The 14890-nt window shown below is 63.5% G+C and carries 12 protein-coding genes; 5 read left to right on the forward strand and 7 right to left on the reverse strand.

Annotated elements, in window-relative coordinates:
• Positions 1-152 precede the first annotated feature (152 nt).
• Positions 153-599, forward strand: a complete 447-nt coding sequence (locus ACZ5WT_RS01750) for an ANTAR domain-containing protein (protein ID WP_464285669.1) — start codon at positions 153-155, stop codon at positions 597-599.
• Between the two features lie 275 nt (positions 600-874).
• Here ACZ5WT_RS01750 and ACZ5WT_RS01755 read toward each other — a convergent pair whose 3' ends face one another.
• Together ACZ5WT_RS01755 and ACZ5WT_RS01760 are read right to left on the reverse strand one after the other, a co-directional pair.
• Entirely contained in the window at positions 875-1381 is a 507-nt protein-coding gene (locus tag ACZ5WT_RS01755) for an MgtC/SapB family protein (protein ID WP_464285670.1), read from the reverse strand.
• Between the two features lie 67 nt (positions 1382-1448).
• A complete protein-coding gene (locus tag ACZ5WT_RS01760; protein WP_464285671.1) occupies positions 1449-2495 on the reverse strand; it encodes an NAD(P)-dependent alcohol dehydrogenase in 1047 nt (348 codons plus the stop codon).
• A gap of 264 nt (positions 2496-2759) precedes the next feature.
• On the opposite strand from ACZ5WT_RS01760, the gene ACZ5WT_RS01765 reads away from it, so the two are divergent.
• Positions 2760-4874: a putative bifunctional diguanylate cyclase/phosphodiesterase gene (locus tag ACZ5WT_RS01765; RefSeq protein ID WP_464285672.1), complete on the forward strand. Its 2115-nt coding sequence runs from the start codon at positions 2760-2762 to the stop codon at positions 4872-4874.
• Here ACZ5WT_RS01765 and ACZ5WT_RS01770 read toward each other — a convergent pair.
• Positions 4871-5866, reverse strand: a complete 996-nt coding sequence (locus ACZ5WT_RS01770; protein ID WP_464285673.1) for a DNA topoisomerase IB — start codon at positions 5864-5866, stop codon at positions 4871-4873. The two genes, ACZ5WT_RS01765 and ACZ5WT_RS01770, sit on opposite strands and share 4 nt — an antisense overlap.
• Positions 5867-5870: 4 nt before the next feature.
• Positions 5871-6029, reverse strand: a complete 159-nt coding sequence (locus ACZ5WT_RS01775) for a hypothetical protein (protein WP_464285674.1) — start codon at positions 6027-6029, stop codon at positions 5871-5873.
• Positions 6030-6161: 132 nt separating this feature from the next.
• Here ACZ5WT_RS01775 and ade point away from each other — a divergent pair, with 132 nt between their 5' ends.
• Genes ade through ACZ5WT_RS01790 form a run of 3 tightly spaced genes read left to right on the forward strand, consistent with a single transcriptional unit; the run spans position 6162 to position 9887 of the window.
• Positions 6162-7871, forward strand: coding sequence for an adenine deaminase (ade, locus tag ACZ5WT_RS01780; RefSeq protein WP_464285675.1), 1710 nt, complete (start codon positions 6162-6164; stop codon positions 7869-7871).
• Positions 7872-7874: 3 nt separating this feature from the next.
• Positions 7875-9497, forward strand: coding sequence for a CocE/NonD family hydrolase (locus tag ACZ5WT_RS01785; RefSeq protein WP_464285676.1), 1623 nt, complete (start codon positions 7875-7877; stop codon positions 9495-9497).
• Between the two features lie 27 nt (positions 9498-9524).
• Positions 9525-9887, forward strand: a complete 363-nt coding sequence (locus ACZ5WT_RS01790) for a DUF6693 family protein (protein ID WP_464285677.1) — start codon at positions 9525-9527, stop codon at positions 9885-9887.
• A 41-nt stretch (positions 9888-9928) separates the two neighbouring features.
• On the opposite strand, the gene ACZ5WT_RS01795 is transcribed toward ACZ5WT_RS01790, so the two are convergent.
• The 3 genes from ACZ5WT_RS01795 to ACZ5WT_RS01805 all read right to left on the reverse strand — a co-directional run bounded on the left by ACZ5WT_RS01795 (position 9929) and on the right by ACZ5WT_RS01805 (position 14789).
• A complete protein-coding gene (locus ACZ5WT_RS01795) occupies positions 9929-12088 on the reverse strand; it encodes a malate synthase G (protein WP_464285678.1) in 2160 nt (719 codons plus the stop codon).
• A gap of 179 nt (positions 12089-12267) precedes the next feature.
• Positions 12268-13569 (reverse strand): guanine deaminase, encoded by a 1302-nt coding sequence (guaD, locus tag ACZ5WT_RS01800; RefSeq protein WP_464285679.1) that lies wholly within the window; start codon positions 13567-13569, stop codon positions 12268-12270.
• Positions 13566-14789 carry a urate hydroxylase PuuD gene (locus ACZ5WT_RS01805; RefSeq protein ID WP_464285680.1) on the reverse strand — a complete coding sequence of 408 codons (1224 nt, stop codon included), beginning with the start codon at positions 14787-14789 and terminating at the stop codon, positions 13566-13568. Before ACZ5WT_RS01805 ends, guaD begins: the two co-directional genes overlap by 4 nt.
• Positions 14790-14890 lie beyond the last annotated feature (101 nt).

Raw genomic sequence — 14890 nt, forward strand, 5'->3', positions numbered from 1 at the left:
CGCGGCAACTCGCCGGTTGGCCAAGCGCCCCCCGCCGCTCCCAGACCACACTGTATTTGAACAACAAACGGCCCAGCTGTCGACCACGTGAGTGGCCGTCGGCCTTCTCATTCGGCTTTGTCCCGCATTGCGGCGGTGCAACGAGGTGCAGGTTGAACGATTTTGTGGAAAACGTGCCGTTCCTGGCACTCATCGATGACGACAGCCACTCCGCTCACCTGCTGACGCGGATGCTGCTGGCGCACGGTTCGCCCGATGTCACCACCTATGCCAGTGCAGAAGTCGGCAGCGCGGCCCTCAATGCCGTGCTGTCCGATCCCACGGCCAATTGGCCGAGCCTGGTGATCGTCGACCTCAAGGCACACAGCAGCGCCAATCTCGATTTCATCACCGCCCATCACACGATGTGGCGCCCCAAAGGCGTCCCGATCGTGGTGATGTCCGTTCCGCTCGACCGCCAGGCCCGCGAGACCCTGGAACGGGCGGGCGCTTCGGCAGTGTTCTTTCGCCACGCTGAACTCGACGCCTATCGGCGCGAGGTCGCCGGCATCGTCAGCTACTGGGCGCGCACGCAGCGCCTGGATGCGGTTGGCATGTAACGCCTGCGTCCACAGGTTGCATGCCTCGGCCGGTAGAGTCGCTGCAAGACGGTTTTCGGACCGCTCCTGCATTCCCAGGCGCCTCTCCGGCCACTTTACCCATCACGATCCTCCCCTGTTGGATCGTGGAGACGCCAGCCCCACCCCCATGGGCGATGGCGCGGGACCGCGGTTGCGACACCTCCCGGTCGTAACCGCACGGGGGGAGAGGCAGATCGGCGGCGCGCACGTCCCTCGGCGCTGCTGACCGGATTTCTGCTTCTCCCCGCGGCCCGCTAGGACAGATCGGCGCGCTGCCCGCCAGGTTGCTTGCCGATGATGCTATGCGCAAAGACACGCAGCGCCGCCAGAACCAGCACGGCCAGCAAGGCCACGCCAAGGGCAATGATGTAGTAGCCGAGCGCGGTCGCCACGCCCACCGCGCCAGCCAGCCACATGCCCGCGCCTGTGGTGATCCCCAGCACATTGCCGCCAGACCGGAAGATCGCGCCCGCCCCCAGAAAGGCAATGCCCGCCGTCACCGCCTCGACGGCGCGGATCGGATCAGCCTGTGGCCCGGTCGCGCCCGGCTCGATGGTGTGGAAAATCTCGAAGGTGAGGATGGTGAAAAGCGCCGCCGCCACGGCCACCAGAATATGGGTGCGTAACCCTGCCTCGGCCGTATGAGCCTCGCGCTCGAAGCCGATTATCGCCCCCAGCGCTGCCGCAATCAGCAGGCGGATCGCGATGATATGTTGAGGCAGATAGGTTTGGACGAAGCCGATTTCGTTGCCGACATCCATATGGGCATCCTGGGTTGTGAAGTTTGCCTCACAACCCGGCAAAGCAAGGCTTGGTTCCGGCCGGATCCTACTTCGCTACCCTGATCTGCAGTTTCACGTCACTCGGCCGCCCCTCGACGGCCCGGTCGAACGCCACGATGGACTCCTCGAAATCGAAGGTCCCGGAAATCAGCGGCTTGAGGTCAACCTTACCGGAGGCGATCAGGGCGATGGCGCGCTCATATTGATGGGCGTAGCGGAAGACGTTTTCGATCCGCAGTTCCTTGGTCGAGGCTGCGGCGATGTCCACCGCGACCGGATCCACCGGCAGGCCGACCACGACAATAGCGCCACCCGGGCGCGGCAGGTCCATGATGGTCTTCCAGGCGTGGGGCGAGCCCGAGCACTCGAACACCACATCGGCGCCCCAGCCGTCCGTCAGCCTAGCCACTTCGGCGACGATACTGGTCTGGCTGATATTGACCGGAATGACGCCCTGATACCCGGCGGCGATATCGAGCTTGGGCTGGGCAAGATCGGCGACAATCACTCGCGCGCAGCCACCCGCTAGCGCCGCGATCGCCACCATCGTGCCGATCGGCCCCGCTCCCAGCACCACGGCCGTATCGCCGGGCGTAATCCGCGCCTTGGTCGCCGCCTGCATCCCCACCGCAAACGGCTCGACCATCGCGCCTTCGGCAAAGCTCACATTATCAGGCAGTTTGAACGTGTAATTGGCGGGATGAACCACTTCGGGCGTCAACACGCCATGGATAGGCGGTGTGGCCCAGAACCTAACCGCAGGATCGACATTATACATGCCCAGGCGACTAGCCCGCGAATTGGCATCGGGAATGCCGGGCTCCATGCAAACGCGATCGCCCACCGCGAGATGAGTGACGCCTTCGCCAACCTCGACAACCGTCCCCGCTGCTTCGTGGCCCAGCACCATGGGTGCGTTCACAACGAAGGGGCCGATCTTGCCATGAGTGTAATAATGGACGTCCGAGCCACAGACCCCCACGGTATGAATGGCGATGCGCACCATGCCGGGCCCGACCTCGAGCGGCAATTCGATATCACGCAGAGCCAGTTCGTGCTGGCGCTCCAGAACCAGGGCGCGGACTTTGGTCATGTTGCATCCTTCGATCGGGCCAGACGGTATTGAGGCCAATACTAGTCCACCACTCGCCCTCCGTCGACGACGGGTTGCTCTGCGGCATTCTTGGTAACCAGTCCGCAATTTTAGTCGGCCTATAGTTTGCCGGCCACAGGGAGAAAACCGGTCAACCTTATGCAGCCCCAAACGTCAACGCGCGCACGCTGGCGGTTCTCATCCGCTATTCTGCTGCCTGTTGTTCTGGTTCTGATCATAACGGTCGCCAGTGTTCTCTCCTTCGTGTTCTGGACTACCGCCAACATCGATCAGCGCGCCTTCGAGCGGCAATCCGCCATGCTGGCGCAAGTCATCGACGCGCGACGCGGCCGCATGGAGCACGAACTCGCCAGCGTTGGTGCCTCCGACGACGCGGTGACCAATACGCGCCTGTCTTTCAACTTCGAGTGGGTCGACGGTAACCTGGGCCGCTGGACCTACGACTTCTTCGGCCACAACCGCACCGTGGTGCTCGATGCCTCGGCGCAGCCCCTCTACCTGATGAAGGATGGTGTCGCCGCCGAGATCAGCGCCTTCCGTCCGATGGCTAGCCCCATCCAGGCAATGGTCAACCGCATCCGGGCCATGCCGGCGGAACAGGTCTGGGCGGGCGGCCCAACATCGCCGCGCACCCTGACGGATTTTGCCGTCATCGAAGGCCAGCCCGCCATTATTGGCCTCGTCACCGTGGTGTCCGACTCCGGTGCTATCCGGCAGCCTGCGGGCACCGAGCCACTGATTGCGGCCGTGCAGTTTCTCGATGCCGTCACCGCCGCCCAGTTCAGCAGCGAGTATCTGTTCGAGGACGGTCGCTTCAGCCTCGTTCGTCCCACCGGCAGCGACCGGGGCGTTCACCCCGTGCTCAACGACGCCGGCCGCTTCATCGCCTTTTTTGAGTGGGAGCGCGACCGCCCCGGCCTAACCATGCTGCGCCAAACCGGTCCGGCACTCGCAGCCGCCTTCATCGTCGCCGCCATTCTGGTAATCCTGCTGCTGGGCCAGCTGCGCCGCTCTTCGGCCGCTCTGGAGGCCGGGCGTCGCCACGCCGAACACCAGGCCGCTCACGATCGACTGACCGGCCTGCCCAATCGCATGAGCTTTGATCTGCACCTGGCGCGCGTCCTGTCCGACGGACAAAGCACCACAGTGTCCCTGATGATGCTCGATCTCGACCGCTTCAAGCAGGTCAATGACACGCTGGGTCATCAAGCAGGCGACGAGCTGATCTGCGCCGTCGGCCGCCGGCTGCGCGCCGTCGTGGGGTCCGGCGCCAAGATTGCCCGCCTGGGCGGCGACGAATTCGCCATTCTGACCGTCAACGGCGACCGCCAGTTCGATGTCAACGTGATGGCGGCACGGATCATCGAAGCCATTTCCCGTCCCTTCGACCTCGATCACTTCAAGGCCCATGTCGGCGTCAGCATCGGCATCGTCAACGCCGCCGCTGCGCATGCCGAACCGCGCGAACTGGTGCGCAAGGCAGATATCGCGCTGTATGAGGCCAAGGCGAATGGGCGCAATCGTGCCGTGGTCTACGAAGAGCAGATGAACGAGCTGCTGCAGCTCCAGCACACGATCGAAGGTGAGCTGCGCGAGGCTCTCAAGCTCGATGACCAGCTGTTCGTGGTTTTCCAACCGCTGGTGGATCAAAAGAGCCGCAAGGTCATTGGCGCTGAGGCCCTCGCCCGCTGGAACCACCCTAAGCACGGGCCGATTTCGCCCGGGCGCTTCATCCCCATCGCCGAGAGCACGGGCCTCATCGACGCACTGGGCGAGCTCGTGTTGCGGCGGGCCTGCGAGCTGGGCGCCACCACCCCGGGCCACACCATCGCGGTCAACATCTCGCCGACCCAGTTGCGCAACCCGCGATTTGCCAATCTCGTCTTCGATATTCTGAACCAGACCAGCATGCGCCCGGCGGATCTGGAACTGGAGATCACCGAGTCCATTTTGCTCGACGATGAGCATGTGTCGTCGGAAAATCTGCTGACCTTCCGCAATTCCGGCATCCACATCGCGCTCGACGATTTCGGCACCGGCTATTCTTCGCTGTCCTACCTCAAGCGCTACCCCGTCGACCGTATCAAGATCGACCGTTCTTTCGTCAGCCAACTGGCCGATAGGCACGTTTCCGTTGCGATCACCCAGGCGATCGTTACGCTGGCCCACGCCATGGACATCGAGGTTACCGCCGAAGGCGTCGAGACGGAGAGCCAGGCCGATATCCTGGGCCGCCTCGGCTGCAACACGCTGCAGGGCTTCCTGTTCTCCGGCGGCATCGCGCCCGAAGAGATCACGGCCATCTTTGCCGACAAGGCCAACGCGCCCGCGCGCCGGTCCCGCACCCGGGCGGCCTAGGCCATCGCCGCAAGCACTGCACCCAACTTGCTCTCGCGCGCCAACAGCCCGGCGCGTCCCTTCCCTGCCTCGGCCCAGATCGGAGCCAGCTTGCCGGCGTCGAACAGTTTGAACAGGCACGGCGCAATATAGGACTTCCGGCAAATCATCGGCGTATTCCGCAACACCTCCGACACCTGACGGGTCACCTCGGCCATCTGCCGCTTTCGCGCGGCAGGAGTTGCCCCGGCCTCAAGCTGCGCCAAGGCCTCGCCCGCCATGGCACTGGCATGGAGAGTACGGAAATCCTTGGCCGAAATTTCTGCCCCCGACAGAGCCCGCAGATAGTCGTTGATCGCCGCCGTTTTGATCGGACGAACCTTGCCCATGCTGTCGCGATAGACCAATAGGCGCTTGCCCGGCAGCGCCTTGATGCGCCTGACCGCGTCGGCGAGCCGCGCGTCGGTCACGCAATATTGCGCCCGCTTGCCACCCTTGGCGTCGAACGCCATGCACACCTCGTCGCCATCCACCGCGACATCGTGGGCAAACAGCGTGCCTGCGCCGCGCGTGCCACTGCTCTCAAGGTACTTTTCACGCCCCACCCGCATCGCCGTCTTGTCGATCAGGGTCACTGCTATGGCCAGCGCCAGGTCGCGCGTGCCAGCTTCGGCCGCCAACCCATGGCCCACCTTCCGGCGCAGCCTGGGCAGGGCAATGGTCAGCGCGGCAAGGCGGCGCTGTTTCTTGCTGTCGCGCCGCACCGTCCAATCCGGATGATAGATATATTGCTCGCGGCCGGCCTCATCGAGGCCCAGCACCTGAATATGTGCATTGGGGATGGCAGCGATCCGAACATGCTCCCAGGCAGGCGGAATGCTCAATGCCTCAATCCGCTCGCGAACGGCCGGATCACGAACCGGCCGCCCCTCGCCGTCTTGATAACTGAAGCCCGATCCCCGCCGCTGGCGCGTCAGGGTAAGCGCCTCCCGGCCAACCTTCTTCAGTCTCATCGCATCAAACCGGCCCGCTCTGGGTGACGGCAAAGATCAGGTAAATGATCGCAAAAGCCACCACGATGCCGATGATGGACATGATCAGAACCCGCAGGTTCATCCGGCGCGGATTGGCTTGCCGCACGTCGGTCTCGCTCTTGTGGGGGTCATAGGTTCGCACGCTAGCCTCCTGTGTCAGTTGCAGAACCAACGTGTGCCACCCACCACGGTTCCCCACACCAGCCCAACCAGCCCTTGACGCGGGCATCGGGGGAGCCGAACGTCGGCCATGACCGAACTTCAGGAATCTTCGATGACCACCGCCGCTACCCTCACCCGCATGATCATGGCCGGACAGGGAAAGGAGCCAGCGGATCTGGTCATCACCAATATCAAGCTGCTCGATGTCATAACCGGCGCGGTAACTGAAACCGATATCGCTATTGTCGGTGACCGCATCGTGGGCACCCACGCCCGCTACGAGGGCAAGACCGTGATCGACGGCAAGGGGCGCTATGCCGTCCCCGGCTTCATCGACACCCATTTGCATATCGAATCCTCGCTGGTGACCCCGTTCGAATTCGACCGCTGTGTGCTGCCGCACGGCGTCACCACGGTCATCTGCGACCCGCACGAAATCGCCAATGTGCTCGGGGCTGAAGGCATCCGTTATTTCCTCGACTGCGCCGAGCAGACCGTGATGGACGTGCGGGTGAACCTGTCGTCCTGCGTACCCGCGACCAGCTTCGAGACGTCGGGCGCAGCGTTGGAGATGGCCGATCTCGAACCCTTCCGCAGCCATCCCAAGGTCATCGGCCTGGCGGAAATGATGAACTTCCCCGGCGTGCTCAACGGCGATCCGGGGATTATGGCCAAGCTCGCCGCCTTCCAGGGCGGGCATATCGATGGCCACGCTCCGCTCCTCAGCGGCACCGCTCTCAACGGCTACCTCGCAGCCGCCATCCGCACCGACCACGAGGCCACCAGCGCCCGAGAGGCGCGCGAAAAGCTCAGCAAAGGCATGGCGATCCTTATCCGCGAAGGGTCCGTTTCCAAGGACCTCAAGGCCCTCGCCGAAGTACTGGACGAAAACACGTCGAGCTTCGTCGCGCTCTGCACGGATGACAGAAACCCGCTCGACATTGCCGAGGAAGGCCATCTCGATAGTTCCATCCGCCGCCTCATCGCCATGGGGCGGCCGCTGCACCACGTCTATCGCGCTGCCAGCCATTCGGCCGCCCGCATCTTCGGCCTGCGCGACCGTGGCCTTGTGGCCCCCGGCTGGCGCGCCGACATCGCCCTGCTCGATAGCCTTGAGGATTGCCGCGTCAGCGACGTTGTCACGGGCGGACGGTTGGTGGGGCCGCAGTTGTTTGCCGCGCGCCAACCAGTCGCGCCGGTTGGCCTCACCTCAATGAAGGCCAAGCCGGTCTCGGCCGACGACTTCATCGTCGCCCCTCGCGCCGACCAGAACCAGACGCCGGTGATCGGCGTCAAACCCGGGCTGATCCTGACCTTCCGCGAAAGCGCTACCCTGCCGGTCAGCGAGCGCGGCACCCAGCCAGACCTGCAGGAAGACGTGCTCAAGGTTGCGGTGATCGAGCGCCACGGCAAGAACGGCAATATCGGCCGCGGCTTCGTTAGGGGATTTGGGCTCAAGCGCGGCGCCATCGCCTCGTCGGTCGGCCATGACAGCCACAATATCACCGTCATCGGCGCCACCGATGAAGATATGGCCGTGGCCGTCAATCGCCTCATCGCCTTGGGTGGCGGCTTTGCCGTCGCCGATGACGGCAAGGTCACTGCCGAACTGGCTTTGCCCATCGCCGGCCTGATGAGCGACAAACCTTTCGAGCAGGTAACCCACGACCTGCATGACCTGCGCTCGGCGGCTTACGCGCTCGACTGCGTCCTACCCGAGCCGTTCCTGCAGGTGGCCTTCCTCGCCTTGCCGGTCATCCCGCACCTCAAGATGACCGATCGCGGCCTGTTCGACGTCGACAAATTCGATTTCGTGGAGTGACCGATGAGCGTCGGCAGTCTGATCCTCGCCAAGATGTACGGACTGCCGCCGCGCCTCTATCCCACAAGCCGTCAACGCGATATCGCCCTGCCGATGGACGATGGTGTGACGCTGATGACCGATGTCTATTCGCCCCGCGCGCCGGGGGAGCACCCCACGATACTGATGCGCCTACCTTACGGACGCCAGGGGTTTGGCACGGTCGCCGAGTGTTACGCCGAGCGGGGCTTTCACGTCGTACTGCAAGCGTGTCGCGGTACCGAGAAATCGGGCGGCGACTTCGACCCGCTGGTCAATGAACGCGCCGATGGGCTGACCACCCTGCGCTGGATCGAACAGCAGAAATGGTACGACGGGCGGCTTGGCCTGTCGGGGCCCTCCTATCTTGGCTATGCCCAATGGGCCATCTGTGACGCGCTGCCCGAGGTCTCGGCCATGGCCACCAAGGTCACCAGTGCCGAATTCCAATCCGTGGTGTTTCCTGCCGGTGCCTTCCATCTCGGGCTCTGGCTGAGTTGGGTGCAGGTTATCGAAGGCCTGCGCGGCAACTCGCTCAAGATGACCGGCAGCATGTTCTCCGGCGGCGTGGAAAAACGCACCGCCAGGGCGGCCATGTCCCTGCCCCTGATCGAAGCGGACGTGCGGGCCGTGGGCCACAGCGTGCCGTTCTGGCGGCATTGGTTCAAGGATGCCATCGGCAACGATGCCTTCTGGTCGGCGCTCGATCATCGTCACCGCTTGAGCCCGACCACCCCGCCCAATTACTTCCTGTCCGGCTGGCACGATTTCATGCTTGATCAGCTGCTGAGCGACTACCAGCGGCTCCTGGAACTCGGCCACACGCCATATCTCACCGTCGGTCCCTGGACGCATATCGCCAACGACCTGCAGGGCGAGAGCATGCGCGAAACTCTGATCTGGATGCGGGCAAAGCTATTGGGCGACAGCAGCGGCCTGCGCGAAAAGCCGGTCAGCATCCACATTTCGGGGCTCAATGAGTGGCGCGAATACGACCGCTACCCGCCTGCCCCGGCGAGAATGCAGACCTGGCACATCCAGCCTGGCAGAGGCCTGAGCCCGATACCCGCCACCTCCGGAACGCCCGATTGCTATCGCTACGACCCGGCCGATCCGACGCCCAATATTGGCGGCAACATGTTCGCCTTCACCGGCGCAGGGCCCGTCGACAACGCCCCGCGCGAAAGCCGTGACGACGTGCTGGTCTACACCTCCGAGCCGCTGGCCGAGGGCCTGACGATCATCGGCCAAGCACCGGTATCGCTGCACGCGCGCGCCAGCCTGCCCAATGTCGATTTCTTCCTGCGGCTCTGCGACGTCGGGCTCGACGGGGTCTCCACCAACATCTGCGACGGCCTGATCCGAGTCACCCCAAAAACACCGCGTGACCCCGATGGCAGCTGGCGGCTGGAGTTCACGTTGCACGCCGCTTGTCACAACTTCCGCCCCGGGCACCGGCTTCGGCTGCAGGTGTCATCGGGCGCCCATCCCCGCTACGCCCGCAACCTTGGCACCGATGAGAACATCGGAACCGCGACGGCGATGCTGGCAAACGACGTGCAGATCCTGCACCCGACATCTATCGCCCTGCCAACATACACAATATGACTTGCGTCTATGCATTGGGGATAGCAAATGACGACAAATGATTATGGCGCCGGAAACGTGCCAGTACGCTTGAAATGCGACTTCGGACTTATCGAAACGCTCGGGCAGGTGATCATCTGGTTGATCCTGAGCATCGTCACCTTGGGGCTCGCCCTGCTGGTGTTCCCATACTACTTCAACAAGGTCGTTCTGAACCGCACCGAAGTGCTCGACCGCAGCGGCAACGCGATCGGGCGGCTGAATTGCCGATTCAACATCGGCAATTCGCTCGGCCACGTGATCATCTGGATTCTGCTGATCATCGTCACGCTGGGTATCGCGGCGTTCTTCTACGCCTACCGCGTCATCCGCGTTCTGCTCAACGACACGGTCATCGAGTATTACCGCTAGCGCCCGGGCTTGCCGCCCAGGCGCCTTGGTTCATTTCCGGCTTACTTGCCGTCGCGCGCCTTGACCTTGCGGCGCGCGGCGTGCAGCAGCGGCTCGGTATAACCGCTGGGCTGGTCGGCCCCATGCAGGGCCAGATCAAGCGCTGCCTGGAAGGCGACCGACTGGAAGTTCTCGGCCATCGGGCGATAGATCGGATCTCCGGCATTCTGCCCGTCAACCACAGCCGCCATGCGCTCGAATACCGAGGTCACCTCGTCGCGGCTCACCAGGCCGTGCCGCAGCCAGTTGGCCACCGCCTGCGAGGAGATGCGGCAGGTTGCACGGTCTTCCATCAGGCCGACATTGTTGATGTCAGGAACCTTGGAACAGCCGACACCCTGCTGCACCCAGCGCACCACATAGCCCAGGATACCCTGCGCATTGTTTTCCAGCTCGCGGATGATCTCTTCGCGGCTGAGCGAGAACGGCGCCTGAACCGGCATCGAAAACAGATGGCCCAGGGGCGGCACTGACTGGTTGTGACGGCGGCGCTGCGCCTCGAACACATCCACCTCGTGATAGTGCAGAGCGTGCAGCGTGGCAGCGGTCGGCGACGGCACCCAGGCGGTATTGGCGCCGGCATTGGGATGAGCGGCCTTGGAGGCCATCATGGCCGCCATGTCATCGGGGCGGGCCCACATGCCCTTGCCGATCTGCGCCTTGCCCGACAGGCCACAGCTCAGCCCGATCAGCACGTTGCGGTCTTCGTAGGAGGAGATCCAGCGTTCGGACTTGATCTCATCCTTGCGCAGCACCGGCCCGGCTTCCATCGAGGTGTGAATTTCGTCGCCCGTGCGGTCGAGGAACCCGGTATTGATGAAGAACACGCGGGCGCGCGCTTCATAAATGCAGGCCTTGAGGTTCGCCGACGTCCGGCGCTCCTCGTCCATGATGCCGATCTTGATCGTGTTGGGAGCCAGGCCCAGCATCTGTTCGACCGAGGTGAAGATGGCGCAGGCAAACGCCACTTCCTCTGGGCCGTGCATCTTCGGCTTGACGATATAGATGGCGCCAGTCGTGCTGTTGACCTTGTCCTGCATGGCGCAGAGCACGGTCACCGCCGCGTCCATCAGCCCCTCGCCAATCGGCTTGCCGTTGAACAGCACCGCATCGGTGGTCATCAGGTGGCCAACATTGCGCACCAGCAGCAGCGAGCGGCCCTTGAGCACCAGCGGGCTACCATCAATGCCCTTGTAGGAGCGGTCGGGGTTGAGCGTGCGGGTGACCGAGCGGCCGCCCTTTTCGAACGTGTCCTGCAGCGAGCCATTCATCAGGCCCAGCCAGTTGCGATACACGCCGACCTTGTCCTGCGCGTCCACGGCGGCGACAGAGTCCTCGCAATCCTGGATCGTGCTGATTGCCGCTTCGACGATCACGTCGCTGAGGCCCGCCTTGTGCGTCGCGCCGATAACGCTGGCCGGATCGATGACCAGCACCGCATGCAGCCCATGATGGCGCAGCACCAGCTCGCCCTTGGCTTCCGCGCCGGCATAGCCGACGAAGGCGGAGGGATCGCGCAGGCCGGTGCGGCCTGCATCGGTATCCATCTCAAGCCGGCGCGTCTCGCCGTCCTTGATGACGTGATAGCCGGTCACATCGCGGTGGCTGCCGCTGGCGAGCGGGAAATTGCTATCGAGGAATTCCGCGGCCCTGCTGACAACCGCTGCGCCACGCGCCGCATTATAGCCCTTGCCGGGCGCCAGGTCGCCGTCACGCGAGATGACGTCAGTGCCATATAGCGCGTCATAGAGGCTCCCCCAGCGCGCATTGGCGGCGTTCAGGGCGTAGCGGGCGTTGCTGACCGGCACCACCAGCTGCGGGCCGCAAATCGAGGTAATTTCCGGGTCAAGACCCGTGGTCTCGATGGTGAAGTCGGCGGGCTCGGGCACCAGGTAACCGATTTCGCGCAGGAAGAACTCGTAGCCCTGAGCGTTGTTGCCAACGGGACCATACTTATGATGCCACTCGTCGACCTTGGACTGCAGATCGTCGCGGCGCGCCAGCAGGCGGGCATTGGTTGGCCCATGCTCGGCCACGAGGGCAGCAAATCCGTTCCAGAACTGCTCTGCCGATACGGACGTACCGGACAGCGCTTCTTTCTCGACGAAATCTACCAGCAGGGGATGAACCGAAAGGCCGGACTTCGTCAGATACTCGCTCATCGTCTATCCTTCTTGCATGTAACCGCGCCCCGAACTGCTCCCATGCCATTTCGGGCCGAGCGGGTCGGGGTGGGCATTTCTGTAATCGCAGTCCGCCGGGCCCGCTGGGGCATTTGCTGGACACTTATCGAGCAGGCAGCACACAATTTCAGCGAGAGCCTAGGCCAAGCCCAACGCTGTCACAACCCGCCTAAAGTTGACTTCGCCCTTGCGCCAGACACATAGACTTCAGCGATCGCCCGGTCGTCGCCCAAGGTCTGCAGCAGGAACAATTCTTCCGCCAGGGTGGTCACGGTCTGCATGCGCAGGGCCATCGCCGGGGTGGCGGCGGCATTGAGCACAACGAGGTCGGCAGCATTGCCCGGCGCCACCGCGCCGATCGTGCCCTCCAGCCCCAGCGAGCGGGCATTGCCCAACGTCATCATGTAGAACGAGTTGAACGGGGTCAGCCGCTGCCCGCGCAGTTGCAGCACCTTGTAGCCCTCATCGAGCGTGCGCAGCATCGAATAGCTGGTGCCCCCGCCGATATCGGTGGCGACGCCAATGCGTACGCCAGCCTTCACCAGCCGTTCGCGGTCGAACAGGCCCGAGCCGAGAAACAGGTTGGACGTGGGGCAGAACACTGCCACCGCACCGGTATCGGCCAGCACATGGGCTTCGCGGTGATTGAGGTGAATGCAGTGCCCCAACAGGGTCTTCGGCCCCAGCAGGCCATAGTCTTCGTAGATGCCGGTATAGTCCGGCGAATCCGGATAGAGCTCCATGGCGTAGCTGATCTCGGCGTCGTTCTCGCTGAGATGGGTCTGGACATAGCAATCGGGATATTCGGCCACCAGCGCCCGCGACGCCTCCATCTGGGCCGGTGTCGACGTGAGGGCGAAACGCGGCGAGATGGCGTACAGGCCCCGGCCCTGCCCATGCCAGCGCGCGATCAGGGCCTTGGTGTCGTCGTACCCAGATTGGGCAGTGTCACACAGGGCCTCTGGCGCGTTGCGATCCATCATCACCTTGCCGCCAACGACAAGCATGTCGCGCTTCTTGGCTTCGGCAAAAAACGCATCGACCGATTGCGGCGCGCTCGAGCAATAGGCCACCGCCGTGGTGGTGCCATTGCGGATGAGCTCGTCAAAGAAGGCCGAAGCAATGACGCCGGCATGGCCCTGCTGGGCAAAGTTCTGCTCTTCAACGAAGGTGTAGGTGTTGAGCCACTCCAGCAGTGACCCTGCATAGGAGGCGATGACCTGGCTCTGCACATAGTGCAGATGCATATCGATGAAACCGGGCAGGATCAGGTGGGGCCGGTGATCGATGATCTCGACATCGCCCACCATGGCCGCATCGAAATCGCCGACGGCGACGATCTTGCCCGCCTCGATAACGACGGCACCGTCGTCCAGATAGCGATAGCTGGCCGTGTCATCGAGGCCCTGCGGTTCGCTGACAAAGCTCAGCACACGTCCGCGCAGAATAGTCCGGCTCATTGCCCTGATCCCTCACGGAACCACGCGACGATCGCAGCGCGCTCCTCCGGTGTCATGCCGGTAACATTGCCCGGCGGCATGGCGTGGGCATAGCCGGCCTGCATGGCGATATCCTTGGCGTGGTTGGCGATCGCAGTGTCATTGTCGAGAATGACGTTCTTGGGCGCCTGGTTGACGCCCGGCCAGACCGGCTCTGCCGTATGGCACATGGCGCAGCGCGTCTGCACCGCTAGGCTGGCCGACTGAAAACTGGCTGCGGCCAGAAATGGCTCGGCCGCACGAGACGCCACCTCCTCGCTTCCCGAGATCAGCTTGGGGGCCGTCGAGAGCCACGCAATGATCAGGAACAGGATGACGGCAGCGGCCCAGGTCCAGTGCGGATTGCCTTTGCGCGCATGACGCGTGTTGAAATAGTGCCGGATCACCACCCCGACGAGGAAGATCAGACTGGCGATGATCCAGTTCCACTGCGTGGCAAAGGCCAGCGGATAGTGGGACGAGAGCATGAAGAAGATGACAGGCAGCGTCAGGTAGTTGTTATGCAGGCTCCGCTGCTTGGCGATCTTGCCATATTTGGCGTCGGGCACCCGTCCCGCCTTGAGATCGGCCACCACGATCTTCTGGTTGGGGATGATGACCATGGCCACGTTGGCCGCCATAATGGTCGCGGTGAACGCGCCCATATGCAGCATGGCCGCGCGGCCGGTGAACAGCTGCGTATAGCCCCAGCTCATCGCCACCAGGATGACGAACAGCACCAGCATCAGCCCCGTCGTGGACTGGCCGATGGGCGACTTGCACAGCGTATCGTAGAGCACCCAGCCCAGCACGATGGACGCCATGGACAGCCCGATCGCCTGCCATTGCGGCAGGTCGAGCACATTGCGGTCGATGAGATAGAGATCGGCGCCTACGTAGTAGATCAGCGCCATCAGCATGAAGCCCGAGATCCAGGTCCAGTAGCTCTCCCACTTGAACCAGGTCAGGTGCTCGGGCAGGAATTCGGGCGCCACCAGGTATTTCTGGATGTGATAGAAGCCGCCGCCATGCACCTGCCACTCTTCGCCATGCGCCAGGGGCGGCAGGCTTGGGGTCTTGCGCAGGCCCAGGTCGAGCGCGATGAAATAGAAGGATGAGCCAATCCAGGCGATGGCGGTGATGACGTGCAACCAGCGCACCGCAAACATGAACCATTCATACGAGATCGCCAGATCGCCCATTTTCTCGCCCTTTGAGTAGACCTCATGGTGAGTTCATCGAACCAGGAGGTCGTGCCGCCGACCGTGCTACGGCCCCACTTCTGCGGCGCTCACCGAGCGCT

The organism is Devosia sp. T2-14, assembly GCF_055397495.1.

Coding starts and splice junctions, on each gene's coding strand:
- ACZ5WT_RS01755 (WP_464285670.1), bottom strand. CDS start 1,381: ATGGATGTCGGCAACGAAATCGGCTTCGTCCAAACCTATCTGCCTCAA.
- ACZ5WT_RS01760 (WP_464285671.1), bottom strand. CDS start 2,495: ATGACCAAAGTCCGCGCCCTGGTTCTGGAGCGCCAGCACGAACTGGCT.
- ACZ5WT_RS01770 (WP_464285673.1), bottom strand. CDS start 5,866: ATGAGACTGAAGAAGGTTGGCCGGGAGGCGCTTACCCTGACGCGCCAG.
- ade (WP_464285675.1), top strand. CDS start 6,162: ATGACCACCGCCGCTACCCTCACCCGCATGATCATGGCCGGACAGGGA.
- ACZ5WT_RS01785 (WP_464285676.1), top strand. CDS start 7,875: ATGAGCGTCGGCAGTCTGATCCTCGCCAAGATGTACGGACTGCCGCCG.
- ACZ5WT_RS01790 (WP_464285677.1), top strand. CDS start 9,525: ATGACGACAAATGATTATGGCGCCGGAAACGTGCCAGTACGCTTGAAA.
- ACZ5WT_RS01795 (WP_464285678.1), bottom strand. CDS start 12,088: ATGAGCGAGTATCTGACGAAGTCCGGCCTTTCGGTTCATCCCCTGCTG.
- guaD (WP_464285679.1), bottom strand. CDS start 13,569: ATGAGCCGGACTATTCTGCGCGGACGTGTGCTGAGCTTTGTCAGCGAA.
- ACZ5WT_RS01805 (WP_464285680.1), bottom strand. CDS start 14,789: ATGGGCGATCTGGCGATCTCGTATGAATGGTTCATGTTTGCGGTGCGC.